This window comes from Vibrio sp. TBV020, assembly GCF_046056895.1.
Taxonomy (GTDB): domain Bacteria; phylum Pseudomonadota; class Gammaproteobacteria; order Enterobacterales; family Vibrionaceae; genus Vibrio.
The window spans coordinates 2891858-2915832 of record NZ_JBEEAQ010000003.1 but is presented as its reverse complement, the minus strand read 5'-3'; the positions used below and the strand labels follow the sequence as shown (position 1 = coordinate 2915832).

The 23975-nt window shown below is 44.1% G+C and carries 22 protein-coding genes; 18 read left to right on the top strand and 4 right to left on the bottom strand.

The window, feature by feature from the left end:
- Positions 1–81: 81 nt before the first annotated feature.
- The 4 genes from AAFX28_RS21355 to AAFX28_RS21340 all read left to right on the top strand — a co-directional run bounded on the left by AAFX28_RS21355 (position 82) and on the right by AAFX28_RS21340 (position 5761).
- On the top strand, positions 82–1029 hold the full coding sequence (locus AAFX28_RS21355; protein ID WP_408690563.1) for a TIGR01212 family radical SAM protein: 948 nt from the start codon (positions 82–84) through the stop codon (positions 1027–1029).
- Between the two features lie 62 nt (positions 1030–1091).
- Complete coding sequence (locus tag AAFX28_RS21350) at positions 1092–2840, top strand: diguanylate cyclase domain-containing protein (RefSeq protein ID WP_408690562.1); 1749 nt, start codon at positions 1092–1094, stop codon at positions 2838–2840.
- Between the two features lie 121 nt (positions 2841–2961).
- Positions 2962–5313 (top strand): aerobic respiration two-component sensor histidine kinase ArcB, encoded by a 2352-nt coding sequence (arcB, locus tag AAFX28_RS21345; protein WP_408690561.1) that lies wholly within the window; start codon positions 2962–2964, stop codon positions 5311–5313.
- A gap of 1 nt (position 5314) precedes the next feature.
- Entirely contained in the window at positions 5315–5761 is a 447-nt protein-coding gene (locus tag AAFX28_RS21340) for a hypothetical protein (protein ID WP_408690560.1), read from the top strand.
- 74 nt (positions 5762–5835) lie between these two features.
- Here AAFX28_RS21340 and tolC read toward each other — a convergent pair whose 3' ends face one another.
- Positions 5836–7146 (bottom strand): outer membrane channel protein TolC, encoded by a 1311-nt coding sequence (tolC, locus tag AAFX28_RS21335; protein ID WP_408690559.1) that lies wholly within the window; start codon positions 7144–7146, stop codon positions 5836–5838.
- A gap of 232 nt (positions 7147–7378) precedes the next feature.
- On the opposite strand from tolC, the gene nudF reads away from it, so the two are divergent.
- The 6 genes from nudF (at position 7379) to parC (ending at position 14218) form a co-directional block, all read left to right on the top strand.
- Positions 7379–8014: an ADP-ribose diphosphatase gene (gene nudF / locus AAFX28_RS21330; RefSeq protein WP_408690558.1), complete on the top strand. Its 636-nt coding sequence runs from the start codon at positions 7379–7381 to the stop codon at positions 8012–8014.
- On the top strand, positions 7996–8436 hold the full coding sequence (locus tag AAFX28_RS21325; protein ID WP_408690557.1) for a DUF1249 family protein: 441 nt from the start codon (positions 7996–7998) through the stop codon (positions 8434–8436). The genes nudF and AAFX28_RS21325 overlap by 19 nt, the downstream gene beginning before the upstream one ends.
- A gap of 8 nt (positions 8437–8444) precedes the next feature.
- Complete coding sequence (cpdA, locus tag AAFX28_RS21320) at positions 8445–9266, top strand: 3',5'-cyclic-AMP phosphodiesterase (RefSeq protein WP_408690556.1); 822 nt, start codon at positions 8445–8447, stop codon at positions 9264–9266.
- Complete coding sequence (gene yqiA, locus AAFX28_RS21315; protein WP_408690555.1) at positions 9266–9847, top strand: esterase YqiA; 582 nt, start codon at positions 9266–9268, stop codon at positions 9845–9847. Before cpdA ends, yqiA begins: the two co-directional genes overlap by 1 nt.
- A gap of 210 nt (positions 9848–10057) precedes the next feature.
- Positions 10058–11938 (top strand): DNA topoisomerase IV subunit B, encoded by a 1881-nt coding sequence (gene parE, locus AAFX28_RS21310; protein WP_408690554.1) that lies wholly within the window; start codon positions 10058–10060, stop codon positions 11936–11938.
- Positions 11939–11941: 3 nt separating this feature from the next.
- Complete coding sequence (gene parC / locus AAFX28_RS21305) at positions 11942–14218, top strand: DNA topoisomerase IV subunit A (protein ID WP_408690553.1); 2277 nt, start codon at positions 11942–11944, stop codon at positions 14216–14218.
- 54 nt (positions 14219–14272) lie between these two features.
- On the opposite strand, the gene degS is transcribed toward parC, so the two are convergent.
- The 3 genes from degS to zapG all read right to left on the bottom strand — a co-directional run bounded on the left by degS (position 14273) and on the right by zapG (position 17422).
- On the bottom strand, positions 14273–15337 hold the full coding sequence (degS, locus tag AAFX28_RS21300) for an outer membrane-stress sensor serine endopeptidase DegS (RefSeq protein ID WP_408690552.1): 1065 nt from the start codon (positions 15335–15337) through the stop codon (positions 14273–14275).
- 131 nt (positions 15338–15468) lie between these two features.
- On the bottom strand, positions 15469–16836 hold the full coding sequence (locus AAFX28_RS21295) for a DegQ family serine endoprotease (RefSeq protein WP_408690551.1): 1368 nt from the start codon (positions 16834–16836) through the stop codon (positions 15469–15471).
- 118 nt (positions 16837–16954) lie between these two features.
- Complete coding sequence (gene zapG, locus AAFX28_RS21290; protein ID WP_408690550.1) at positions 16955–17422, bottom strand: Z-ring associated protein ZapG; 468 nt, start codon at positions 17420–17422, stop codon at positions 16955–16957.
- Between the two features lie 152 nt (positions 17423–17574).
- On the opposite strand from zapG, the gene zapE reads away from it, so the two are divergent.
- From zapE to sspB, 8 genes are all read left to right on the top strand, one after another.
- Positions 17575–18681, top strand: a complete 1107-nt coding sequence (zapE, locus tag AAFX28_RS21285) for a cell division protein ZapE (RefSeq protein WP_408690921.1) — start codon at positions 17575–17577, stop codon at positions 18679–18681.
- Between the two features lie 245 nt (positions 18682–18926).
- Positions 18927–19355 (top strand): 50S ribosomal protein L13, encoded by a 429-nt coding sequence (rplM, locus tag AAFX28_RS21280; protein WP_004744972.1) that lies wholly within the window; start codon positions 18927–18929, stop codon positions 19353–19355.
- A gap of 15 nt (positions 19356–19370) precedes the next feature.
- Positions 19371–19763, top strand: a complete 393-nt coding sequence (gene rpsI / locus AAFX28_RS21275) for a 30S ribosomal protein S9 (protein ID WP_004415472.1) — start codon at positions 19371–19373, stop codon at positions 19761–19763.
- A gap of 326 nt (positions 19764–20089) precedes the next feature.
- Positions 20090–20683: a ubiquinol-cytochrome c reductase iron-sulfur subunit gene (petA, locus tag AAFX28_RS21270; protein ID WP_408690549.1), complete on the top strand. Its 594-nt coding sequence runs from the start codon at positions 20090–20092 to the stop codon at positions 20681–20683.
- Positions 20683–21948 carry a cytochrome bc complex cytochrome b subunit gene (locus AAFX28_RS21265; RefSeq protein WP_069667137.1) on the top strand — a complete coding sequence of 422 codons (1266 nt, stop codon included), beginning with the start codon at positions 20683–20685 and terminating at the stop codon, positions 21946–21948. Before petA ends, AAFX28_RS21265 begins: the two co-directional genes overlap by 1 nt.
- Positions 21945–22682 (top strand): cytochrome c1, encoded by a 738-nt coding sequence (locus tag AAFX28_RS21260; RefSeq protein ID WP_408690548.1) that lies wholly within the window; start codon positions 21945–21947, stop codon positions 22680–22682. Before AAFX28_RS21265 ends, AAFX28_RS21260 begins: the two co-directional genes overlap by 4 nt.
- Before the next feature lie 97 nt (positions 22683–22779).
- Positions 22780–23415, top strand: a complete 636-nt coding sequence (gene sspA / locus AAFX28_RS21255; protein ID WP_053440147.1) for a stringent starvation protein SspA — start codon at positions 22780–22782, stop codon at positions 23413–23415.
- Positions 23416–23426: 11 nt separating this feature from the next.
- Positions 23427–23927 carry a ClpXP protease specificity-enhancing factor gene (gene sspB, locus AAFX28_RS21250; protein WP_408690547.1) on the top strand — a complete coding sequence of 167 codons (501 nt, stop codon included), beginning with the start codon at positions 23427–23429 and terminating at the stop codon, positions 23925–23927.
- The last annotated feature ends 48 nt before the right edge of the window (positions 23928–23975 follow it).

The window sequence follows — 23975 nt, the reverse complement described above, 5'->3', positions numbered from 1 at the left end:
ATGCTCGAAAATTTTTCAAAACTGTAATTTAATTACATTAATCTTAATGATATTCATTTCGATCTAGAAGAAAGAGTAAATATGCAACTTCACGAACTCGTCAACACCATCGGCCAAGACTTACAACGTCGGTACGGAGAAAAAGTCCATAAACTGACTCTGCACGGTGGTTTCAGTTGTCCAAACCGTGATGGAACAATAGGGCGGGGTGGATGTACGTTCTGTAATGTTGCGTCGTTTGCGGATGAAGAAGCGCAGATAAAAAGCATTCACGATCAATTGAAAGATCGCGCGGGAGAGATCGATCGCGCAAAGAGATACCTTGCATACTTTCAAGCTTACACCAGTACTTATGCTGAGGTACAAGTGTTGAAGAACATGTATGAAGAAGCATTAAAAGCGGCAGATATTGTCGGCTTATGCGTCGGTACTCGACCAGACTGTGTCCCTGATGCGGTGCTAGATCTATTATCCAGCTATGTTGAGCAAGGATATGAAATTTGGTTGGAGTTAGGGTTACAGACAGCAAACAACCAAACGCTCAAGCGCATTAACCGTGGTCATGACTTTGAATGCTATGCTGAGATCACTAAGCGAGCGCGCGCTTTGGGCATAAAAGTTTGTACTCATTTAATAGTCGGCTTACCTAAAGAGACGAGAGAAGACAACATTGCCACGATGCAACAGGTGCTGGAAGTCGGTACTGATGGTATTAAGTTGCATGGACTTCATATCGTTGAAGGCAGCACTATGGCTAAAGCTTGGAAAGCGGGCAAGCTAGAAGCACCTGAACTTGACGAGTATGTATCAACGGCAAGTGAACTCATTCGGATGACACCTCCTGAGGTGGTTTATCACCGAGTATCATCCGCTGCGAGAAGGCCGACACTTCTTGCCCCATTATGGTGTGAGAATAGGTGGTTAGCGATGACAGAAATCGGTCGAGCTTTGGACCGTGATGGAGCACAAGGCACGCTAATAAATCAACCGTTTATATATACAAAACCAATATTAAAGGCTGAATATTAAGCAATAAACTGATATCTTTTGTACCCTTACAATAGATATGTATTAAGAGTTTGAGTATTGGGATGGAACAAGTACTAGTTTGGTTGTGGGACACGACTCACGGGCATGGTTTTGATCTTGTTGTTATCTTACTCGCTATTGTTGCCACTGTTGCAATCTATGCTCGTAACCAGGCTCATCTGGCCGAGTTAGTGACGACAACCCCCAATGCTTTACTCTTAATTGATAGTAAAACTGGCGAGTTACTGCTTGCTAACTCAGTTGCTAGCCAAGTCTTAGGAGTACGCAGAGTAGGTAAGAACTACATGCTACCGGATTTGGTAACTGCTCAATTTCTTCTTACTACTGTCTCGCCTTTTTCTGGGCAAAGTTTTTCTTCTCATAAACTCAGTTGGCCTCTCTCTAAAACTCGTCGTATTGAGTTGGATGTTACTGGACGCAAGACTATTTATCGTCGTCGAACGGCTTGGCTTCTTTATTTTTCTGCTCATCAAGAAACCGATGAAGAGTTAAAGAAAGAAGTTGATTCATTAATGATGGTGAAAAGTGCTTTCGATAATTTATCTGAGCTTGTTTTTATCAAAGATAAAGAGGGGCAACTCATCTCTAGCAACCGAGCATTCCAGCGCTTTTGGCATAATCGTGAAGAGGAGGGGACTGCTGATATTCAGGGAGTGATTAAAGGTCGAGCGAGCAAAAGGCGATGGACGGTAACACCAGATGGCAGAAGCTGTTTACTGGAAAGCTATCAGAGTGTATTGCTCTCTTCTAGTGGTGAAAGAATCGGTACTTTGGGTATCAGTCATGATGTCACTGATTGGCACGATATGCAGAAAAGCCTACGTGATGAGATGGATAAACGTAAAGACACCGAGGTAGCGCTGGCTCAGCGTGATACGATTCTGCAGAACATTTTGGAGTCGAGCCCAGATTCAATCGGTATCTTTAACGAAAACATGGTCTATCAAGCGTGTAACCCGCCGTTTGTAAAAGCCCTTGGCATATCTGAGGTCGATGATCTTATCGGTAAGCGTCTGCAAGATGTAATTCCAAATGAATCGTATAGCCGCTTATCAGAGACGGACAACAAAGTGCTGCATGAGGGGAAATCTCTGCGCTATATCGATCGCGTCGTAAACAGCAATGGTCAGTTTATTTGGTATGACGTGGTGAAATCACCGTTTAGAGATCCCGCTTCTGGCACCAACGGTGTTCTTGTTATGGCGCGTGATGTTTCGGAGCGCTATTTAGCAGAGCAAAAACTGGAAGAGGCGAATCAAGAACTCGAAAGACTGAGCTTTATCGATAGCCTGACTCAAATTTCCAACCGTCGTCGTTTTGATGAACAGCTTGATACTTTGTGGCATGTCCACTCCCGAGAGCAACAGCCAATGACTGTGATGCTGTGTGATATTGACTTCTTCAAAGGCTTCAATGATTTTTATGGTCATCAACGCGGTGATGAAGCACTGATTAAAGTTGCAGAAGTATTTAAGCAAGTACTGCCTCGCTCAAGTGATTGTGTGGCTCGTTATGGTGGTGAAGAGTTTGCGTTTATTTTGCCTAATACAACGTCAGACGGTGCAATGAAAGTGGCTGAGCGTATCCATCAGGGGGTTGAAGAATTAGCGCTAGAGCATCAAACATCAGGGGTATCTAATGTTGTCACTGCCAGTATTGGTCTTGTTTCCTTGATCCCTCAACCGTTAGATACCAGTGAATCGATTGTCGCACTGGCTGATAGCGCCCTATACCAAGCTAAAGCGAATGGGCGTAACCAGACCTGTGTGCATCACACATCAGAAAATTAACCCGCTCCTAATTTGGATTCTTTTCGCCGTGACTGGTGAAAACAGGTAGTATGAGTGATAGTTGTCTAGGCAAGCCCTTGTTTAGATTACGATTGCTTTATACTACCTTTCGGAGCTCTTGATGAAGCCGATAAAAAACCTTGCCCAGTATTATGTCGACTTGCTAGTAAAGCTTGGCATCCTACGATTTTCTATTCTTCTCGCCCTTGCCCTTGTCGCCCTTGCCGTTGTGGTTCAGGTTGGCATTACTTTAGTGTTAAGTGGGCATGTGGATGATATTGATATTGTCCGTTCTGTCTTCTTTGGTTTGTTAATCACTCCATGGGCCGTTTACTTTCTTTCAGTTGTTGTTGATCAGCTAGAAGAATCACGCCAGCGCCTTTCCAAGCTGGTTTCGAAATTGAAGGACATGCGCTCGCGAGATCAAGAGCTCAACAACAAACTTCAACAGAATATTTCTAAGCTAAATCAAGAGATTGAAGAACGTATTAAAGCGGAAGAAGCCCGTGAAGAAGCGATGAAAGATCTTGAGAATGAGGTCTATCAGCGTGAAAAAACACAGGTTGAGTTGGCGGAACGTACCGCGTTGCTACGCTCTTTCATTGATGCTTCTCCTGACCTGATCTACTACCGCAATGCTGAAGGGGTATTCTCTGGCTGTAACCGTGCGATGGAAGAGTTGACCGGTAAGAAGGAAAGCCAATTAGTCGGCTTAACCCCATGGGATGTGTACAGCAAAGAAGTGGCTCAGCAAATAGTTGATACCGACCAAAAAGTATTCTCTGACAATCAGGCACTCACTTATGAACAGTGGTTAGAGTATCCGGATGGTCGTCGTAATTACTTTGAATTACGTAAGGTTCCTTTTTACAGCAAAGATGGTCGACACCTTGGGCTGGTCGGTTTTGGCCGTGATATTACTGAACGTAAACGCCATGAAGAATCGTTAGAAAAAGCGAGCAGGGATAAAACCACCTTTATCTCTACAATCAGTCATGAACTTCGCACACCACTCAATGGTATCGTGGGCTTAAGCCGAATGCTGCTTGATACGCAAATGACGCAAGAGCAGCGTAGCCACATGCAAACGATCAATGTTAGCGCGATTACACTTGGTAATATCTTCAACGATATCATTGATATGGATAAGTTTGATCGCCGCAAACTGGAGTTGTTCCCATCGCCATTGAACTTTGAAGAGTTTGTGGCTGAGATGGAAAGCATCTCGGCTCTTATGGCTTCGCAGAAAGGGCTACGTTTTGATCTTGAACGCTTGAGCGATTTGCCTACCGCGATTGAAGTTGATGCGACCCGTTTACGTCAGGTGCTTTGGAACCTTATCAGCAATGCGATGAAGTTTACTAAAGAGGGTGGTGTGGTGATGAGTGTGAGCTCTGAAGTGGATGAAGAATTTGCTCATATCACCATGGAGATTGAAGATAGTGGCATCGGTATTCCGGAAGCGGAACTAGAGAAGATCTTTGCCATGTATTACCAAGTTAAGTCAGGTAAAGATAACCTGCATGCTGTAGGTACCGGTATCGGTCTCGCAGTATCGAAGCAACTTATTAATATGATGGATGGGGATATCACGGTATCTAGTGAAGAAGGCTTTGGCAGTACGTTCACGGTTACAATACGCGTACCGCTTGCTGAAGTTGAAGTACCTCAAGCCGTAGCATCGGTGAAGTCTCAGGAGCTGAATATTTTCATGGTAGAAGATATCGAGCTAAATATTACCGTTGCTCGTTCTTTACTAGAAAGCATGGGCCATGAAGTGTCAGTTGCCATGAATGGTGCTGAAGCTATGGAGATGTTTGACCCTGAAATTTACGATCTGGTGTTCCTAGATATTCAGCTGCCAGATATGACAGGGTTTGATATAGCAGAGTATTTCCGCAGGACTTACTCTGATCTACCACCGCTGGTGGCATTAACAGCCAATGTATTGAAGAACAAGCAAGAGTATCTTGAAAAAGGTATGGATGATGCCATCAGCAAGCCACTTTCAGTGACAGCGGTGCAGGATGTATTAGCTAAGTTCACTCAAGGTGAGCGAGAAGACGTAGTTCCTCAACAAGAACATGTTGAAGTGATCCCTGAAGGGGGAGAAATATATTCAACGCTACTCGATCTAGAAATGCTGGAGTCGTATGTCAGCATTGTTGGTCCTCAGCCAGTGTTAGATAGCATTCAAATGTTTGAAGACATGATGCCTGATTACCTGCAGGTGTTGGATTCCAATATGGTTGCAAGGCACCAAGAAGGCATTGTTTCTGAAGCCCATAAGATCAAAGGTGCTGCGGGGTCAATTGGCTTGAAACATATTCAAAGTGTAGCCCAGAAAGCTCAATCACCAGATTTACCCGCTTGGTGGGAAAATATTGATGATTGGGTTGAAGAAATGAAAAATGAGTATGAAAATGATATTCAAATACTCAAAGAATGGCTAAATAACAACAAAGGTAAATAAGATGAAAAAAGTAGCATTAGTTTCGCTCGGTGTCGCTTTGTTGGCTGGTTGTGCAACTCAGCAAGTTGGTTGGGACCAAGATAATCAGGCAGTGATTGCAGAAACAGAAGTGACGCTAAAGAGTAACCTTTGGTTGAACAAAATGCCGACTATTGGTGAAGTGCAAGACAACACTTTACATGGTGCTCTATATATTGAATCAGAATCAACGCTGCCAGCCGAGTTGGACGTAGAAAGTATCTCAATTCAGCAGGGTGACGAAACATGGATGATTGATGGCGATCTATTAGAGCTACGTACTCATAGTCCGAATCAGTGGGAAGTCGTATTTGTGTGGCAGTTCCCAGTTGACCCAAATCAGCCTGTCAATGTGGCTCTATTACTCAACAGTAATGATAAGGTTGATTGGTTAGTTGAGAAAAATGTGAAGATTGATACTGTTTACTGATATTCATACCAATGACTTGATACAAAAAAGGCTGACTCCAATGGGGTCAGCCTTTTTCTTATAGAACAATCGGATTACTTACTTGCCGTTTTTAGGCCTGCGTTAATATCCAAAATATCTTGCTCGCTTAGCGTACCGACTGCTTGACGAAGCTGAAGTACACTTAGGATGTAATCGTAACGTGCGTTAGATAGGCTCTTGTTCGCATCATATAGACGACGAGTCGAGTCTAGTACGTCAACGATAGTACGAGTACCTACATCAAAACCAGCTTCTGTTGCTTCAAGTGCAGATTGTGCTGAAACTACAGTCTGTTCGTAAGCGCGTAATGCACCGATAGAAGCACTGATGTTGTTATTGAATGCACGAACGTCTTTTACAACGCTGCGGTAGGTTGCTTCTAGATCTTGGCTCGCTGCAACGTAGTTGAACTCAGCTTGCTTCGTTAGCGAGGTAGTTGCACCACCAGTGTAGAGTGGAACATCAAGTTGGATTCCAACGTTAAAATTATCGGTTTCAACATCACCAGAATCAGCACTAGTGTCTGTGAGATTGTACCCACCTTTTAAGTTCAGCGTTGGTAGGTGGCCAGAACTAGCATTAGAAATATCGTCTTTAGCGATATCTTGTTTGATTCGAGCAGCAAGTAGGCTTAGGTTTTTCTGTTGTGCTTCTTCCACTAACGCATCAATAGCAGTTGATGTTTTACTTGCAGAGAAACGATCAGTGTCTAGAACGTCTAGGTTAGAGTGCTCTTGGCCTGTGATCTCACGTAGGCCTTCGTAGCTATTGACCAGGCTGTTTTGTGCTAGTACTTCATCTGCTAGTACTGCATCGTATTGAGCTTGTGCATCATGTACGTCAGTAATCGCTGATAGACCTACTTCAAAACGCTGCTTTGTCTGCTCTAGCTGACGGCCAACAGCGGCTTTCTCTGCTTGAACAAATTCAAGGTTGTCTTGGGCACGCAATACATCAAAGTATGCTGTTGAAACACGTAAAATCAGCGCTTGTTGCGTCGCAGCAAATGATGCGTCTGATTGGCGCGCAGTTTTTTCAGATGTATCTAGAGTAATCCAGCTAGAGCGGTCATATAGCTCTTGTGTGAAATTAATACCTGCATTCCACCCATCGCTATCGTTGCTTACGCTGTTTCTGTCCCCGCGATTGATATCGTAACCTGCAGTCAATCCAATTGTTGGAAGTAAAGATGCTCTACTTGATGTCACTGCTTCAAATGCGGCATCACGCTGAGCAGCTGCGCTTAGAAGCGTCGGGTCGTTTTCTTTCGCCTGGTTATAAATGTCTGCCAGTGTATCGGCGAAAGCGTTTGTGCTTAGGCCGCCAAGTGCTGCACTGATAAATAGTGGAAGCAGTTTTTTCATAGGTCCTATTCCTGCCAAAATATGAAAAAGTTTTCTCATCAAGAGTTTAACTCAATTGATGGTAAATCACTCGAAACTTTGCAAAGTTTTACACTTAACTATCCACTTGTGCAATAAAAATAATTCATCAATTTAACTAGAACTATAAAAATTGTATAAAAAGTTGAGCCATGCCCTTGGAAGTTAAGCTTTTGTCTGAGTAAACTATAAGATTCACTCAGAGAGGTGCCAAATGCAACAGTCTGACAATCAACATCAACAGTTTACTCCCGAAGATGTGGAAATTATCTCAAAAGAAACACTGTTTCAGGGTTTTTTTAGAATGATTAAGTATCGCTTTAGACATAAATTGTTTGAAGGCGGTTGGAGTGAGCCCATTGAACGCGAAATGTTTGAGCGTGGTCATGCTGCTGCAATGCTCCCTTATGACCCTATTACTGATCAAGTTGTCATTATTGAACAAATCCGAGTTGGGGCGTTAGAACATGAAAAACCATGGCAGCTTGAAATTGTTGCAGGCATGATTGACCGTGATGAAGTCGTAGAAGATGTCGTGCGCCGAGAAGCGGTCGAAGAAGCAGGAATCGAAGTTGGACAACTTGAGAAAGTAACCTCTTATTATCCTTCTTCAGGTGGGTGCTCGGAAAAGCTAGATGTTTATGTTGGCCAAGTCGATGCAAGCACAGCGCATGGCGTTCATGGTTTAGACTATGAAGGGGAGGATATTCGTGTCCACGTTATGTCTCGCCAACAAGCCTATCAGTGGGTTGTAGATGGAAAATTTGAAAATGGTGCCTCTATTATTGCTTTGCAATGGTTAGAGCTTAATCATCAACGTTTGAAAGAAGAATGGAACAAGTCGCTTTAAAGAAACCGTATCATGTTGATTTATCAGATTTGATGCGGACATACGAAACAAATTATGCCAAGTTAAACGCTTTGTTGCCTAATCAGCCGAGTGTCGATGACGTACGCTGCTATCAAGCTGCAAATATGACGTACCAAATCCAAGTGGTTGAAGTCACAAAGTACACAACTTTGGTCGATATTTGTCAAAGTGATGACGTTCCAGTATTTCCATTGCCGACGATGTCTGTCAGGCTTTATCACGATGCTCGTGTAGCAGAAGTGTGTAGCTGCGACCATCTGAAACGAGTCAATGCCCGATACGATTATCCAAACGAAAAAATGCTACAGCAAGATGAAAAGGTCCAGCTCAACCGCTTTCTAGGTGATTGGCTTTCATTTTGTTTAAGACAGGGTATTAGTCGCACCCCATTGAATATTTAGGTTTTGTTTTGAAAGTAACATCTATTTCATCAGGTCAAGACAGCATTAAGCTGCTGCAAATCACTGACACTCATTTGTTTGAGCCAGTGGATGGCAGCTTGCTAAGTGTCAAAACATTAGACAGTTTTCATGCTGTTGTTGACGCTATTGCTGATAGTGGTGCGAGTTATGACGCTATGTTATCGACTGGTGATATATCCCAAGACCATAGCGCTGTTTCTTACCAACACTTCGAGAAAGGCATAGAGAAGTTAGAATTGTCATGCTTTTGGCTTCCAGGAAACCATGATTTCAAGCCAAGCATGCACTCAGTGCTGCCATCTACTCAAATTCAGCAAGTTGAACACGTGTTACTTGGTGACCATTGGCAAATGGTGCTGCTAGATTCACAAGTTGTTGGTGTACCGCATGGTTTTTTAAGCGACGATCAACTTGCTATGCTGGACGAAAAGCTTACCGCATACCCAGAACGCAATACATTAGTCTTGCTTCACCATCACCCTATACTGGTTGGCAGTCGCTGGTTGGATCAACACACGCTGAAAGAAGCGGATAACTTTTGGAACCTAGTCGCTAAACATAACAATGTCAAAGCGGTTGTATGTGGTCATGTTCACCAAGACATGAACGTGATGCACAACGGAGTCCAAGTGATGGCTACACCATCGACCTGTGTTCAGTTTAAGCCAAATTCGGATGACTTTGCGCTCGACACATTGTCTCCAGGCTGGCGAGAGTTGGAGCTACACAACGATGGTTCAGTTTCCACACAGGTGAAGCGCTTAAAACCAGGCAGTTTTCAACCAGACTTTAATTCAGCAGGCTATTAATGAAACCGTCACTACTTCTTTATATCCACGGCTTTAACAGCTCACCTTTGTCGCATAAGGCTAACGTAATGAAAGCCTACTGTGAGTCACAGAGACCTGATATAAAGGTGGTGATTCCTCGTTTACCCTGTTTCCCTCAACAAGCCGCAGATTTGCTTTTAGATATCGTCAATCAATATAAAGATGACTACCAAATAGGGTTAGTAGGCAGCTCCCTTGGTGGGTATATGTCGATGTGGTTGAATGCTCAGTTTGGGTATAAAGCGGTTGTTGTTAACCCAGCAGTAAAGCCTTATGAATTGTTAGTCGATTTTCTTGGTGAGCAGGAGAATCCGTACACCAATGAAAAGTATCTGTTGGAAGCCAAACATATCGATGAACTAAAAGCGATAGATACGCCTTCAATCAAATCTCCGAGTGACTTTTGGTTGTTGCAACAAGTTGAAGATGAAGTTCTCGATTACCGTCAAGCCGTGACACATTTTTCCGGTGCTAGACAATCAGTAGAAGAAGGGGGTGATCATAGCTTTGTTGACTTCGAACGTTACCCTGCACAAATCATCGAATTCTTACAACTCTGACTCTCATTGAGGGAAGAGTCATAATTTTACTTGTTACTTACTTATCTCTCTTGACATAATTAGGTCTGTTCCAGACTATGTTTCTCCTGTGCTAAGCAGGATATAAAGCGATTAGGAATTAGTCGCACTCTCGATGTACATAATCATTGAGCATGTTTTCACCTACCTGTTTAGCTACTCCATTTATTCTTTATAAAGATATTCCGTATTATGACTGAACAATATAATGCGAAAGACCTTTCGGTTCTTGAAGGTCTTGACCCAGTACGACATCGTCCTGGCATGTATACCGAGACAGAGCGTCCAAACCATCTTGCACAAGAGGTTATTGATAACTCGGTCGATGAAGCACTTGCTGGGCATGCAAAAAAGATCAAAGTCATTCTCCATGCTGACCAATCACTAGAAGTGATCGATGATGGTCGAGGCATGCCGGTTGATATTCACCCTGAGAAAGGTATCTCAGGTGTCGAACTTATTATGACCAAGCTACACGCTGGTGGTAAGTTCTCGAACGACAACTATAAGTTTTCTGGCGGTCTACACGGCGTAGGTATTTCAGTAGTAAATGCGCTCTCAAAGCGTGTTGAAGTGACGGTAAGACGTGGCGGCGAAATACATGAGATTGCTTTTGAAAACGGCAATGCAGTCACACAGCTTACGGTGACTGGTACATGTGGTCACCGCAATACAGGTACTTCTGTACATTTCTGGCCAGACGCAAAATACTTCGATAGCTACAAATTCTCTGCATTGCGTTTGGTGAACAACCTGCGCGCAAAAGCCGTTCTTTGTCCTGGTTTAGAGATTACCTTCAGCGACAAAGTGAACAACGAAGAACATAAATGGTTCTACGAAGATGGCCTAAAAGATTACCTTTCTGAAGGTGTTAAAGGCTACGAAGTTCTTCCAGCAGAACCTTATATTGGTGAATTTACCGCTGATACAGAAATGGCAACATGGGCCGTGATTTGGCAGCCAGAAGGCGGCGAAATGATCACAGAAAGTTACGTCAACTTAGTACCAACTAAGCAAGGTGGTACACACGTTAACGGTCTGCGCCAAGGTTTGCTTGATGCAATGCGTGAGTTCTGTGAATTCCGTAACTTGCTTCCGCGTGGCGTTAAGTTAACTGGCGACGATATCTTTGACCGCTGTTCTTATGTTCTATCAGTGAAGATGCAAGACCCTCAGTTTGCAGGTCAAACGAAAGAACGTCTTTCATCGCGTCAAACTGCGGCATTTGTATCAGGTGTTGTAAAAGATGCCTTCAGCCTATGGTTGAATGAAAAACCTCAGCTTGCAGAACAACTGGCTGAAGTTTGTATTGCCAATGCTCACCGTCGTATGCGCGCAAGTAAGAAAGTTGTACGTAAGAAGGTTGCATCAGGCCCTGCATTACCAGGTAAGTTGACCGATTGTTCAGTTCAAGACCTAAATCGAACAGAAATCTTCTTTGTCGAGGGTGACTCGGCAGGCGGCTCAGCAAAACAAGCTCGTGATCGTGAGTTCCAAGCGGTAATGCCACTGCGCGGTAAGATCTTGAACACGTGGGAAGTGTCTGCTGACCAAGTACTTGCCTCTCAAGAAGTGCATGATATCTCCGTTGCACTTGGTATTGACCCTGACAATGACAATCTAGAAGGTCTTCGCTACGGTAAAATTTGTATTCTTGCCGATGCGGACTCGGATGGTCTTCATATTGCGACTCTACTTTGTGCATTATTTACTCGTCATTTCCGCGCGTTAGTGGAAGCGGGTCATATCTATGTTGCAATGCCGCCTCTCTATCGTATCGACTGTGGCAAAGAAGTGTTCTATGCCTTAGATGATGATGAGAAAGAGGGCATCTTAGAGCGTCTATCGAAGAAAAAAGCCAAAATCAACGTGCAGCGATTCAAAGGTTTGGGTGAGATGAACCCACTTCAGCTGCGTGAAACAACCATGGATCCAAATACTCGTCGTCTGGTTCAGCTAACCATTGATGATAATGAGCAGACCATGGAAATGATGGATATGTTGCTAGGTAAGAAGCGTGCGGATGACCGCCGTCACTGGCTGCAATCTAACGGTGATATGGCAGAGGTTTAATGAATGTCTACTGAGATTACATACGATGGCGTTGAACAATTGCCGATGCGCAAGTTCACCGAGGACGCTTATCTAAATTACTCAATGTACGTAATTATGGACCGTGCGTTGCCATACATTGGCGATGGTTTGAAGCCGGTTCAACGACGTATTATTTACGCAATGTCGGAGCTTGGTCTCTCGGCAGCAGCAAAATATAAGAAATCAGCGCGTACCGTTGGTGACGTGTTAGGTAAATACCATCCACACGGCGATTCAGCGTGTTATGAAGCGATGGTATTAATGGCTCAACCATTCTCTTACCGTTACCCACTAGTGGACGGTCAAGGTAACTGGGGTGCGCCAGACGATCCTAAATCTTTCGCTGCGATGCGTTATACCGAAGCAAAACTTTCTAAGTTTGCCGAGGTTCTGCTTGGTGAACTTGGCCAAGGTACGGTTGAATGGCAACCTAACTTTGATGGCACAATGAAAGAGCCGCAAATGTTACCAGCGCGTCTACCACATATTCTTCTGAATGGTGTGACAGGTATCGCTGTTGGTATGGCTACGGATATTCCGCCTCACAATGTACGTGAAGTTGCTGATGCAGCGATTCACTTAATCGATCATCCAAAAGCAGAGCTGCCGGATGTGATGAACTTTGTGCAAGGTCCAGATTACCCGACTGAAGCAGAAATTATCTCTCCGAAAGCGGATCTTGAGAAGATCTATCGTACTGGTCGCGGCAGTATCAAGATGCGTGCGGTATGGCATAAAGAAGGCTCAGATATTGTTATCACTTCTTTGCCACATCAAGTTTCTGGTGCGAAATTGCTAGAACAGATAGCCAACCAAATGCGAGCGAAAAAGCTGCCGATGGTTGATGATCTTCGTGATGAATCGGATCACGAGAACCCAACACGTATCGTTGTAGTCCCTCGTTCAAATCGAATCGACTGTGATCAATTGATGAACCACCTGTTCGCGTCAACGGATTTAGAGAAAAACTTCCGTGTAAACCTGAATATGATTGGTCTCGATAACCGTCCACAAGTGAAAGGCTTAGTACAGATTCTTTCGGAGTGGATTGAGTTCCGTCGCACTACAGTTCGCCGTCGTTTACAACACCGCCTTGATAAAGTGATGGCGCGTTTGCACATCCTTGAAGGTTTGTTAGTTGCATATCTCAACCTTGATGAAGTAATTGACATTATCCGTACCGAAGACGATCCTAAATCCGTCCTGATGGAACGCTTTGGTATCACTGAAATTCAAGCTGATGCAATTCTAGATACCAAACTTCGTCACCTAGCGAAGCTAGAAGAGATGAAGATCCGTGGCGAGCAAGATGAGCTTGAGAAAGAGCGTGAAAAGCTAGAGAAGCTTCTTGGCTCTGAGCGTCGTATGAACACCTTGCTGAAGAAAGAGATCCAAGCCGATGCAGACAAGTATGGTGATGATCGTCGTTCTCCACTCGTTGAACGTGCAGAAGCAAAAGCGCTGACTGAGCGTGACCTAGTACCAAGTGAACCAATCACAGTTGTACTTTCTGAAAAAGGCTGGATTCGTCATGCGAAAGGGCATGATGTTGACGCAGAAGGCTTGAACTACAAGTCGGGTGATAAATTCCTTGCTTGTGCACGTGGTAAGAGTAACCAACAGGCTGTGTTCTTGGGGAATGATGGTCGAAGTTACTCACTAGAGTCGCATTCGTTACCATCGGCACGTAGCCAAGGTGAGCCAATTACTGGCCGCTTGAACATCAACGCAGGGACGAACATTCGTCATGTTGTGATGGGTGAAGAAGAACAACTATGGCTTGTAGGTTCAGATGCTGGTTATGGCTTTGTTTGTAAGGGCAGCGATTTACTGTCTAAGAACAAGAGCGGTAAGGCGTTGGTAACACTACCTGCAAACTCAGAAGTGATTTCACCGCAGACTATTAGTAACTTGGATACTGATGAAATTCTAACGATTACTAACCAAGGTCGAATGCTGCTGTTCCCAATTAAGGATCTGCCGCAACTTGGTAAGGGTAAAGGTAACAAGATCATCAATATTCCAGCTGCAAAAGCTAAAGAGCGTGAAGAATATGTTTCTCACCTAATCTCTTTGCCGCAGGGAAGCTCAGTCACCCTATATGCGGGTAAGCGTAAGCTAGGCTTGAAAACGTCAGACCTAGAGAACTTCCGCGGCGAACGTGGACGTCGTGGTGGTTTACTACCAAGAGGTCTTCAGCGAGTCACACGTATTGAGATAGAGTCAGGGGAAAGCTCAGACTCAGATGCTCAAGAGTAACAATGAAAAAACCCATGCTAAGGCATGGGTTTTTACTTTTATATTGGGAGAGATTTATTCTCGGGTGTCTTCTTCAATAGTGACAGGTATAGTTATCTCTTTACCCTTACGCAGAACCAACACATCGACGACAGTTCCTGGGCGTAGCTCGGTGACAATATCCATAACGCTTTGGCGTCCATTAATTTTCTGACCATCAATTTTTAAGATAATGTCTTGAGCTTCAAAACCAGCGTCAGCAGCCGGACCATTGGGATCTACCCCTAACACCACAATTCCACCTAGATGTTCGTTGCCGAGTAATCTGGAAGTAACAGAATTGATATCTTGTCCATCGATACCAATGTACCCACGAATGACACGACCATCAGCAATAATTTTCTGCATGATTTTGTTAGCAAGAGCATAAGGAATCGCAAAAGAAATTCCATAAGTCTCAAGCTCGGTTGCTTGCTGGAAAGAGGCAGTATTGATACCGACCAGCTCACCACGAGTGTTAACCAGTGCACCGCCAGAGTTACCTTCGTTGATAGCTGCGTCAGTTTGAATGAACGCTTGATGGCCATCTGCACTGATCGAGGAGCGTCCTGTTGCGGAAATAATGCCAAATGTGGTGGTTTGACCTAAGTTGTATGGGTTACCAATCGCTAGAACGACATCACCCACTTTCGGAGAATAACTAGGATTAAGTGGGATAACTGGTAGGTTATCTCCATCTACACGCAATACCGCAATATCTGTACGACGGTCTTTACCGACCAACTGTGCAGCAGCAACTCGGCCATCTTGCAGCGCCACGATAATCTGATCTGCTTGAGCTACTACATGATAATTCGTGATGATGTAGCCTTTTTCACTGACGATAACTCCTGAGCCTAGCCCTTGAGTCAGAAGTTTAGAGCGGTCATTCTCAGTGTATTTGCGGCTGTAGATATTAACCACTGCTGGTGCAGCTTTTCTGACGGCTTGATTAAATGAAATTTGAGATAAGCTATCGACGCTGCGATCTTCAGGAACAGTTTGGGGAAGAATATTCGTGCGTAGAGATGGAACGGCGATCAGCAACAGAGCAGCTGTCGCCAGGCCTAAACCAACAGAACGCAACATAAATTGCAGCATGCTTTCCTCGTCAACGGTTAGAAAATAGATAAGTTGGTGAAGAATAGCACTAGATGAGAAAATAATAAAAGGACAGCAGCTTATGCTACTGTCCTTTCAAGTCTATCTCGCATTTTGTATCGGTATAAACGTTAGCGAATGACTAGGTAAATGCTGCGATCATCACGTTGAATGTTCAGTGCGAGTACACCCGACTGCTTTTCGACGATTTTTCTGAAATCAGCAAGATTTTTTACTCTTTGGCGATTGACGCCAATGATGATGTCACCTTTTTGTAGCTGATAAGCTTCAGCGCTTGAGCCCGCTTCTATCGATGAGACTTTAACACCTTGCACTTTATCCGCTGCATTCGTATTGGTTAGCTGGGCGCCTGATAATCCCTCATGCAGTTTATCAGCCGTCGTTTTCACATCAGCTTGCTCACCTAATGTGACGTCGTAAGACTTCTCTTTACCATCACGAATAATACCTAAGGTGACCTTTTTACCTGCACCTAGCGTGGCCACTTTAGCGCGTAGTTCACTAAATGAGTTAATCGCTTTGCCGTTGACCGAGACGATAACGTCACCTGCCTCTAAGCCGGCTTTGTCTGCGGCACTATCAGGAACAACTTGGCTGACGAACGCCCCTTTGCTTGATTCATAGCCTAATGCTTCTGCAAGCTCAGAGGTGATTTCTCCACCCTGGACGCCAAGCATACCGCGCTTAACTTCACCAAACTCAAGAATTTGGTCAGTTAAGTTAGTCATCATATTGGATGGGATAGCAAAGCCGATACCTACGTTACCGCCATTCGGACCCAAAATCGCAGTGTTGATACCAATCAACTCGCCATTTAAGTTCACCAGTGCACCACCAGAGTTACCGCTGTTGATTGCTGCATCGGTTTGAATGAAGTTCTCGAAGTTTTCTAGGTTTAGTCCGCTACGTCCCAACGCTGAAACGATACCAGAAGTCACTGTTTGACCAAGACCGAATGGGTTACCAATGGCAACGGTGAAATCACCCACACGTAATTTGTCCGAATCGGCGATTTTAATCTCAGTCAGATTCTTCGCTTTTTCCAGTTTTAGTAGCGCAACGTCAGACATTTGGTCGCCACCTACCAACTCTGCGCTGTATTCGCGACCATCATGCAGTTTTACACGGATCTTTTCTGCGCCATTGATAACGTGGTAGTTGGTGACGATATGACCTTTTTTAGCGTCAATGATCACGCCTGAACCCAGTCCTCTGAATGGACGTTCCTGCAATTGCTCTGCAGGGAAATCTGGGCCAAAAAAGAAGCGGAACTGTTCTGGGATATGCTGTTTAGATACTTGAGTCCCTTCAACTGAAATACTGACAACCGCTGGGGTAACTCGTTCGAGCATCGGCGCTAAGCTCGGCAACTGCTCGCCATCAACCGAGAAAGGTAGTGCAGCGGTCGCTTGAATGGGGGTGATGACTGAACTTAGGCTTAAGGATAGGACTGTTAATGCAAGCAAAGGTTTTTTCATCGAATACTCCTAGTTGATTCAGGGCATAACTCTTAAATTTGTACAAAAAATAAGAAATCAATGGCCGCTTCTAGGAGTATGACTCAAAAACCTTTGTAAAGTTCATCAGAGAAAACAGTTAAGACGCTTTTGCTGATACCACGTCTTGTGAATCTAAGATCTCTTTCTTCTCTTCTTTTAGTAAGCCAGTAGAGCCTGAAGCGTAGTCTTTTGGTGCTTCATTTATCGACTGGATATCAGCTGATGTTTCAGAACCATCACTGTTAGAGTTCGTTTCTGCTTGCTGGCTAATTTTCTTAACGAACGGATTGTCTTGCTCTGGAATGTTAGGCAACAGCTCCGTAGACGTTTTCGCCATGTGTTGGTAAAGCTTAGTGTATTCTTTACCTAATGAGTCCAGCATTTCTGCAGACTGAGCAAAGTGATCCGCAAGATCTTGTTTCTGTTGCTCTAATTCAAACTTTGCGCTTTCTAAATCTTTTTGGACACTTTTTTGTTTCTTATATCCAGGTGTAGTCAAACGAGAAATCAAAACACCTAAAACCGTACCGACAAGCAAACCAACGAGGGCGTACATCCAAGGCATAATAGCTCCTTATCATTGTTATTTAACATGTTTTTTACTGGTTAGTTACACATGTTCTACTCACATGGTACTATGAGAACCTTAGCCAATAAAGAAAAATGCATGTGCTCTACATAGCAGTTTCACAGTCTTCTTCATTAGGTAGCGAAGCGATGACGCCATTAGAAATTTATAACAAAGACATAAAAGAACATGGTTTTCAAAAAGATGCTGCTCAATTAACAGCAGTCTCTGCTCTGGATAAGCTTTATCACGAATTTCTCGAATACTTAAATACGCCCTTAGAAAAACCGACTGGCTGGAGAAGCTGGTTTGGAAAACAATCGCCAGTGTTACCTACTGCGCCTCAAGGTTTGTATTTTTGGGGAGGAGTCGGGCGAGGAAAAACCTATTTGGTTGATACCTTTTTTGACGCCTTGCCAACAGAAAAGAAAATGCGGGTTCACTTTCACCGCTTTATGTACCGAGTCCACGATGAGTTAAATGCGCTCGGTGACGTAAATGATCCCCTAGAGTTGGTTGCTGATAAATTTAAATCAGAAACGGAGATTATCTGTTTTGATGAATTTTTCGTTTCGGATATTACTGATGCGATGATTTTAGGCACCTTGTTCCAAGCGTTATTCAAGCGGGGGGTGATTTTGGTTGCCACTTCCAATATTCCACCGGAAGACTTGTATCGCAATGGATTGCAGCGAGCACGCTTCCTACCTGCTATCGCTTTGATTCAAGAAAACTGTCATGTGTTGAATGTTGATAGTGGCATCGACTACCGACTAAGAACATTAGAACAAGCTGAGATTTATCATTACCCGCTTGATGAGCAGGCGAGTAAAAACTTAGCGCATTATTACGAGCAGTTGGTTGGAGAGGGTAAACGCGGAGCTGACAGCATTGATATCAATCATCGTCAAATTGAAGTGATTCAAGCATCTGAAGATGTATTGCATGCTACGTTTGAACAATTGTGTCAGTCTGCGCGTAGCCAAAATGACTATATCGAGATGTCACGCCTTTACCACACAGTATTGCTTGCAGATGTAAAACAAATGCACAGCACTATTGACGATGCAGCACGACGTTTTATTGCATTAGTGGATGAATTTTATGAGCGTAATGTAAAACTGATTATTTCATCGGAAGTGGCATTAGAAGACCTCTATGCTGGTGGTCAACTCGATTTTGAGTTTAAGCGTTGTCAGTCTCGATTAATTGAAATGCAAAGTCATGATTATTTAGCGAAAGAGCATTTGGCGTAAATATCTCGCCAAGCCAGAGCAGGATTGAAAAAAAATGAATTTTTTCTGTGAAAAGAGGTGATTTTTTCTACTGACTTCTCTATAATCCTGCGACCCACCGTTACTGCAGACCTTATTATCGAAGGTATTTCGACATAACGGGTCGAGAGTGCCAACCACTCGAAGGGGTGTTGACTGGACTCTTAGTCAGTGGGAGCGAAAGCTCCTTAAGTGTAAATTTAATTATTGAACGGGTTATTATTAGCATGAAAACTTTCGTTGCTAAACCAGAAACTGTAAAACGCGACTGGTACGTTGTAGACGCTGAAGGTAAAACTCTTGGCCGTCTAGCAAGTGAAATTGCATCTCGCCTACGTGGCAAACACAAAGCTGAATACACTCCACACTGTGACACTGGTGATTACATCATCGTTGTTAACGCGGAGAAAGTTACTGTAACTGGTAACAAGGCTAAAGGTAAGATTTACTACCGTCACACTGAATTCCCTGGCGGCCTAAAATCAATCAGCTTCGAGAAGCTAATTGATCGCAAGCCAGAGATGGCTCTTGAACTAGCAGTTAAAGGTATGCTACCACGTGGTCCTCTTGGCCGTGCTATGTACCGTAAGCTGAAAGTTTACGCTGGCGCTGAGCACAACCATGTTGCTCAACAACCACAAGTACTAGACATCTAATCGGGGATTTCGAAAATGGCAGATAATCAATACTACGGTACTGGCCGTCGCAAAAGCTCAGCTGCACGCGTTTTTGTTAAACCAGGCAGCGGCAACATCGTAATCAACAAGCGTAGCCTTGATGAGTACTTTGGTCGTCCAACTTCTCGCATGGTTGTTAAACAGCCTCTAGAGCTAGTTGAACTAACTGAGAAACTAGACCTATACGTTACTGTTAAAGGTGGCGGTATTTCAGGTCAAGCAGGTGCGATCCGTCACGGCATCACACGTGCTCTAATGGAATACGATGAGTCTCTACGTCCTACTCTACGTGCAGCTGGTTACGTTACTCGTGACGCTCGTTGCGTTGAACGTAAGAAAGTTGGTCTACGTAAAGCACGTCGTCGTCCACAGTTCTCTAAGCGTTAATTTCCTCTTATTGGAAATTGGGCTTCCAGAGTTTCTGGAAACTGTATCAAAAGCTCGGCTTATGCCGGGCTTTTTGTTTTTCTACCCCTAAAAAACACCTTCCCGACACATACTTAGTGTTTGAGTTATCCTACTTACTCTCCTTTTGTGACCTCACTGGCGATTCGCCTCACAAATGTTACAAAAAGGTAGCTTTATCTTGTCAAAAAGTAGGGTTTTATTTATCATTTGCCGTCAAATAAATACAACTAAATTCGTATTTTGTTAGCCATGCTCTTTAAGCGGAATAACAATAATCCACAAGGAGCAAATGGGAGAATGTTTGGATGAGCAATGCGCCTTTAAATAACGGTCGCAGACGTTTCTTAACTGCTACAACAGCTGTTGTTGGTGGTCTAGGAGCAGCTGCAGTCGCCGTTCCTTTTATTAAATCTTGGAACCCAAGTGAAAAAGCCAAAGCTGCGGGTGCCCCTGTTGAAGTTGATATCGGTAAACTTGAAGAAGGGCAAATGGTTCGTGTCGAGTGGCGTGGTAAACCTGTATGGGTTGTACGCCGTGCACAAGCTGTTGTAGACGGGCTTAAAGCAATCGATGGTCAACTACGTGACCCTTCATCAGGAGAAGAACAACAACCGACTTACGCTCAGAATGCTTACCGCTCAATTAAGCCAGAGTACTTTGTCGCTGTTGGTATTTGTACACACCTTGGTTGTTCTCCAACCTATCTGCCTGACAGTTTTAATGAACAAGTTCAAGGTGTGAAGTCAGGTTTCTTCTGTCCATGTCATGGTTCTAAATTCGACATGGCAGGTCGTGTATTCCAGGGCGTTCCTGCGCCACTGAACCTAGTTGTTCCACAACACATGTACTTAAGCGATACGAAAATCCTTATCGGTGTTGACGAAGAAGGGGAGGCATAATGCAAGCTCTACTTGATTGGGTAGAAAAACGCATACCCGCAATGAATGCGTACAAGAAGCACCTTTCTGAGTACCCGATGCCAAAGAACTTTAACTTTTGGTATCTATTTGGCTCGCTAGCGATGCTTGTATTGGTTAACCAGATCCTAACGGGTATTTGGCTAACTATGAACTACGTACCATCAGGTGATGGTGCATTCGCTTCAATCGAATACATCATGCGTGATGTGGAATATGGTTGGTTACTGCGCTACATGCACTCGACAGGGGCTTCTGCGTTCTTCGTAGTCGTTTATCTGCACATGTTCCGTGGTCTAATCTATGGTTCTTACCAGAAACCTCGTGAACTACTGTGGATCTTCGGTATGCTTATCTTCCTAGTGTTAATGGCTGAAGCGTTCATGGGCTACCTGCTTCCATGGGGCCAAATGTCTTACTGGGGCGCACAGGTAATCATTTCTCTGTTCGGTGCTATTCCTGTTATCGGTGATGACCTAACACTTTGGATTCGTGGTGATTACGTTATCTCTGGTGCAACACTGAACCGTTTCTTTGCTCTGCACGTTATCGCACTACCAATTGTACTTCTGCTGCTTATCGTACTTCACGTACTAGCGCTGCATGAAGTGGGTTCAAACAACCCAGACGGTATCGAAACTAAGCTTCCTAAAGGCACAATGGGCGACGATTACAAAACTCAGTTCCCATTCCACAAGGATTACACTAAGAAATACGACATCATCGATTCTATTCCTTTCCACCCGTATGGGACTGTGAAAGATATGGTAGGTGTTGCTGGTTTCCTATTCTTCTTCTGTTACGTGCTGTTCTTTAACCCAGAGATGGGTGGGTACTTCCTTGAGCCGCCTAACTTTGAAGCTGCAAACCCATTGAAGACACCTGAGCACATCGCTCCTGTATGGTACTTCACTCCGTTCTACGCGATTCTTCGTGCGGTTCCGGACAAGCTACTAGGTGTTATCGCGATGGGTGCATCGATTGCGGTTCTATTCGTTCTACCTTGGCTAGACCGTTGTCGCGTACGTTCTTACCGCTACCGCAGTAAGTTCCATTTATTCAATATCATCCAGTTCACGATCAGCTTTATTGCATTGGGTATCCTTGGTGCGCTACCAGCGACACCAACATACACGCTGCTAGCTCAGATCTTCAGCTTAGCTTACTTCATGTTCTTCGTACTACTGTACTTCTACAGTAAGAACGAAGCGACTAAGCCACTACCAGAAAGGGTGACATTCAAATGAAAAAATGGATTGTAATTTTATTTGCAATGCTGCCTTCATTGGCAATGGCAGCGGGTGCGAACGTACCACTTGATAAAGCAAACAATGACCTGAGTGATCAAGCGTCACTACAGAACGGTGCGAAACTGTTTATGAACTACTGTTTCGCTTGTCACTCAACTCAGTACCAACGTTACGAGCGTGTTGCTCGTGACATTGGCATCCCAGTTGACTTGCTAAAAGAAAACTTAATCTTCGATCCAGAAGCAAAAGTGGGCGACTTGATGGAAAACGCTATTCCAGACAAGTCTGCAGCGAAATGGTTTGGTGCTCCACCGCCAGATCTAACGTTGGTAGCTCGCGTTCGTGGTACAGATTGGTTGTACACATACCTACGTTCTTTCTATGAGGACCCAAGCCGTCCATTTGGCGTAAACAACATTGTTTTCCCAAGTGTAGGTATGCCTCATGTACTAGAAGAGCTTCAAGGTATTCCTAAGCCAATTTTCGCAACAGAAATGGTCGATGGTAAAGAAGTGACAAAGGTTGTTGGCACTGAGTCAGATGGTACTGGTGAGCTAAACAGCGAAGAGTACGATGATGCAGTTCGTGATCTAGTGAACTTCCTTGAGTACTCAGGTGACCCAGTTAAGCTAGAGCGTCATGCACTAGGTTGGTGGGTAATGGGCTTCTTAGTAATCTTCACTATTGTTGTTGTACTACTGAAGAAAGAGTATTGGCGTGATGTGCACTAATTGTGCTATCATACTGTGCTAATTCCCAATTTTTGAACTTAACAATGGAGGCTTAGCCTCCATTGTTTTTATATTTGTAAGTGTGCTGGAGGGCTCCATGGCTGTAGCTGCCAATAAACGTTCTGTGATGACTCTATTCTCAAGTGCATCTGATATGTATAGCCATCAGGTACGTATTGTTCTAGCGGAGAAAGGTGTAAGTGTTGAAGTCGAACTAGTAGATGAAGCAAATCTACCGGCTGAACTTATTGAGCTTAACCCGTACAAGACAGTTCCAACATTAGTTGACCGTGAGCTAGCGCTTTACGATTCAAAGATCATTATGGAATACCTAGATGAGCGTTTCCCTCATCCACCGTTGATGCCTGTATACCCTGTTGCTCGTGGTAACAGTCGTCTAATGATCTACCGTATCGAGAAAAACTGGTACACGCTTGCTGAAAAAGTAGTGAAAGGCAATGCTGAAGAAGCAGAAGCGGCGCGTAATAAACTACGTAACGACCTTCTAACTCTTGGCCCTGTATTCGCTGAATACGAATACTTCATGAGCGAAGAATTCAGCCTAATCGATTGTTACTTAGCACCATTACTATGGCGTCTGCCACAGCTTGGTATTGAGCTAGTGGGCCCAGGCTCTAAAGAGCTTAAAGTTTACATGAACCGCGTATTCGAACGTGATTCATTCCTAGCTTCTCTAACAGAAGCTGAGCGTGAAATGCGTCTAACTCGTTAATCGGCGAGAAGATGGATATTGCAAACATGACACCACGCCGACCATATATGCTTCGAGCATTTTATGACTGGCTGGTGGACAATGACTTGACGCCACACTTGGTTGTGGCAGCAGACCTTCCTGGAGTACGTGTACCCCTTGAGTTTGTTCAAGATGGTCAAATTATTCTGAATATCGCACCTAGAGCGGTGGGAAATTTAGAATTAGGTAATGAAGCGATCACTTTTAGTGCTCGCTTTAGTGGTCGCCCACATTCAGTTATCGTTCCTCTTTATGCTGTTCAAGCGATTTATGCGCGTGAAAATGGCGCTGGCACTATGTTTGAGCCAGAAGATGCATATATGGGTGAATATGAGGAAGAGGGTATCTTCGAAGAAGAAGTGACAGCAGAAGAGTCAACCTTATCTGTTGCTGCTGAGTCTGAAGAACTAGAATCTTCTGAAGTAACCAGCGATGGCGATGATGAGCCACCAAGACCAAAAGGCCGACCAAGTCTAAGAGTCGTTAAATAAAAAAAGCAGCGTCTACGCTGCTTTTTTTTGTATCTGTTAATTGGTTAT

Excerpts from the sequence above, each read along its gene's own strand:
- degS (WP_408690552.1), bottom strand. The coding sequence starts at position 15,337 with ATGCTGCAATTTATGTTGCGTTCTGTTGGTTTAGGCCTGGCGACAGCT.
- rpsI (WP_004415472.1), top strand. The coding sequence starts at position 19,371 with ATGGCAGATAATCAATACTACGGTACTGGCCGTCGCAAAAGCTCAGCT.
- zapG (WP_408690550.1), bottom strand. The coding sequence starts at position 17,422 with ATGCCTTGGATGTACGCCCTCGTTGGTTTGCTTGTCGGTACGGTTTTA.
- parE (WP_408690554.1), top strand. The coding sequence starts at position 10,058 with ATGACTGAACAATATAATGCGAAAGACCTTTCGGTTCTTGAAGGTCTT.
- rplM (WP_004744972.1), top strand. The coding sequence starts at position 18,927 with ATGAAAACTTTCGTTGCTAAACCAGAAACTGTAAAACGCGACTGGTAC.
- nudF (WP_408690558.1), top strand. The coding sequence starts at position 7,379 with ATGCAACAGTCTGACAATCAACATCAACAGTTTACTCCCGAAGATGTG.
- yqiA (WP_408690555.1), top strand. The coding sequence starts at position 9,266 with ATGAAACCGTCACTACTTCTTTATATCCACGGCTTTAACAGCTCACCT.
- sspB (WP_408690547.1), top strand. The coding sequence starts at position 23,427 with ATGGATATTGCAAACATGACACCACGCCGACCATATATGCTTCGAGCA.
- AAFX28_RS21340 (WP_408690560.1), top strand. The coding sequence starts at position 5,315 with ATGAAAAAAGTAGCATTAGTTTCGCTCGGTGTCGCTTTGTTGGCTGGT.
- AAFX28_RS21265 (WP_069667137.1), top strand. The coding sequence starts at position 20,683 with ATGCAAGCTCTACTTGATTGGGTAGAAAAACGCATACCCGCAATGAAT.
- zapE (WP_408690921.1), top strand. The coding sequence starts at position 17,575 with ATGACGCCATTAGAAATTTATAACAAAGACATAAAAGAACATGGTTTT.
- arcB (WP_408690561.1), top strand. The coding sequence starts at position 2,962 with ATGAAGCCGATAAAAAACCTTGCCCAGTATTATGTCGACTTGCTAGTA.
- sspA (WP_053440147.1), top strand. The coding sequence starts at position 22,780 with ATGGCTGTAGCTGCCAATAAACGTTCTGTGATGACTCTATTCTCAAGT.
- AAFX28_RS21325 (WP_408690557.1), top strand. The coding sequence starts at position 7,996 with ATGGAACAAGTCGCTTTAAAGAAACCGTATCATGTTGATTTATCAGAT.
- AAFX28_RS21355 (WP_408690563.1), top strand. The coding sequence starts at position 82 with ATGCAACTTCACGAACTCGTCAACACCATCGGCCAAGACTTACAACGT.
- tolC (WP_408690559.1), bottom strand. The coding sequence starts at position 7,146 with ATGAAAAAACTGCTTCCACTATTTATCAGTGCAGCACTTGGCGGCCTA.
- petA (WP_408690549.1), top strand. The coding sequence starts at position 20,090 with ATGAGCAATGCGCCTTTAAATAACGGTCGCAGACGTTTCTTAACTGCT.
- AAFX28_RS21260 (WP_408690548.1), top strand. The coding sequence starts at position 21,945 with ATGAAAAAATGGATTGTAATTTTATTTGCAATGCTGCCTTCATTGGCA.
- AAFX28_RS21295 (WP_408690551.1), bottom strand. The coding sequence starts at position 16,836 with ATGAAAAAACCTTTGCTTGCATTAACAGTCCTATCCTTAAGCCTAAGT.
- AAFX28_RS21350 (WP_408690562.1), top strand. The coding sequence starts at position 1,092 with ATGGAACAAGTACTAGTTTGGTTGTGGGACACGACTCACGGGCATGGT.
- parC (WP_408690553.1), top strand. The coding sequence starts at position 11,942 with ATGTCTACTGAGATTACATACGATGGCGTTGAACAATTGCCGATGCGC.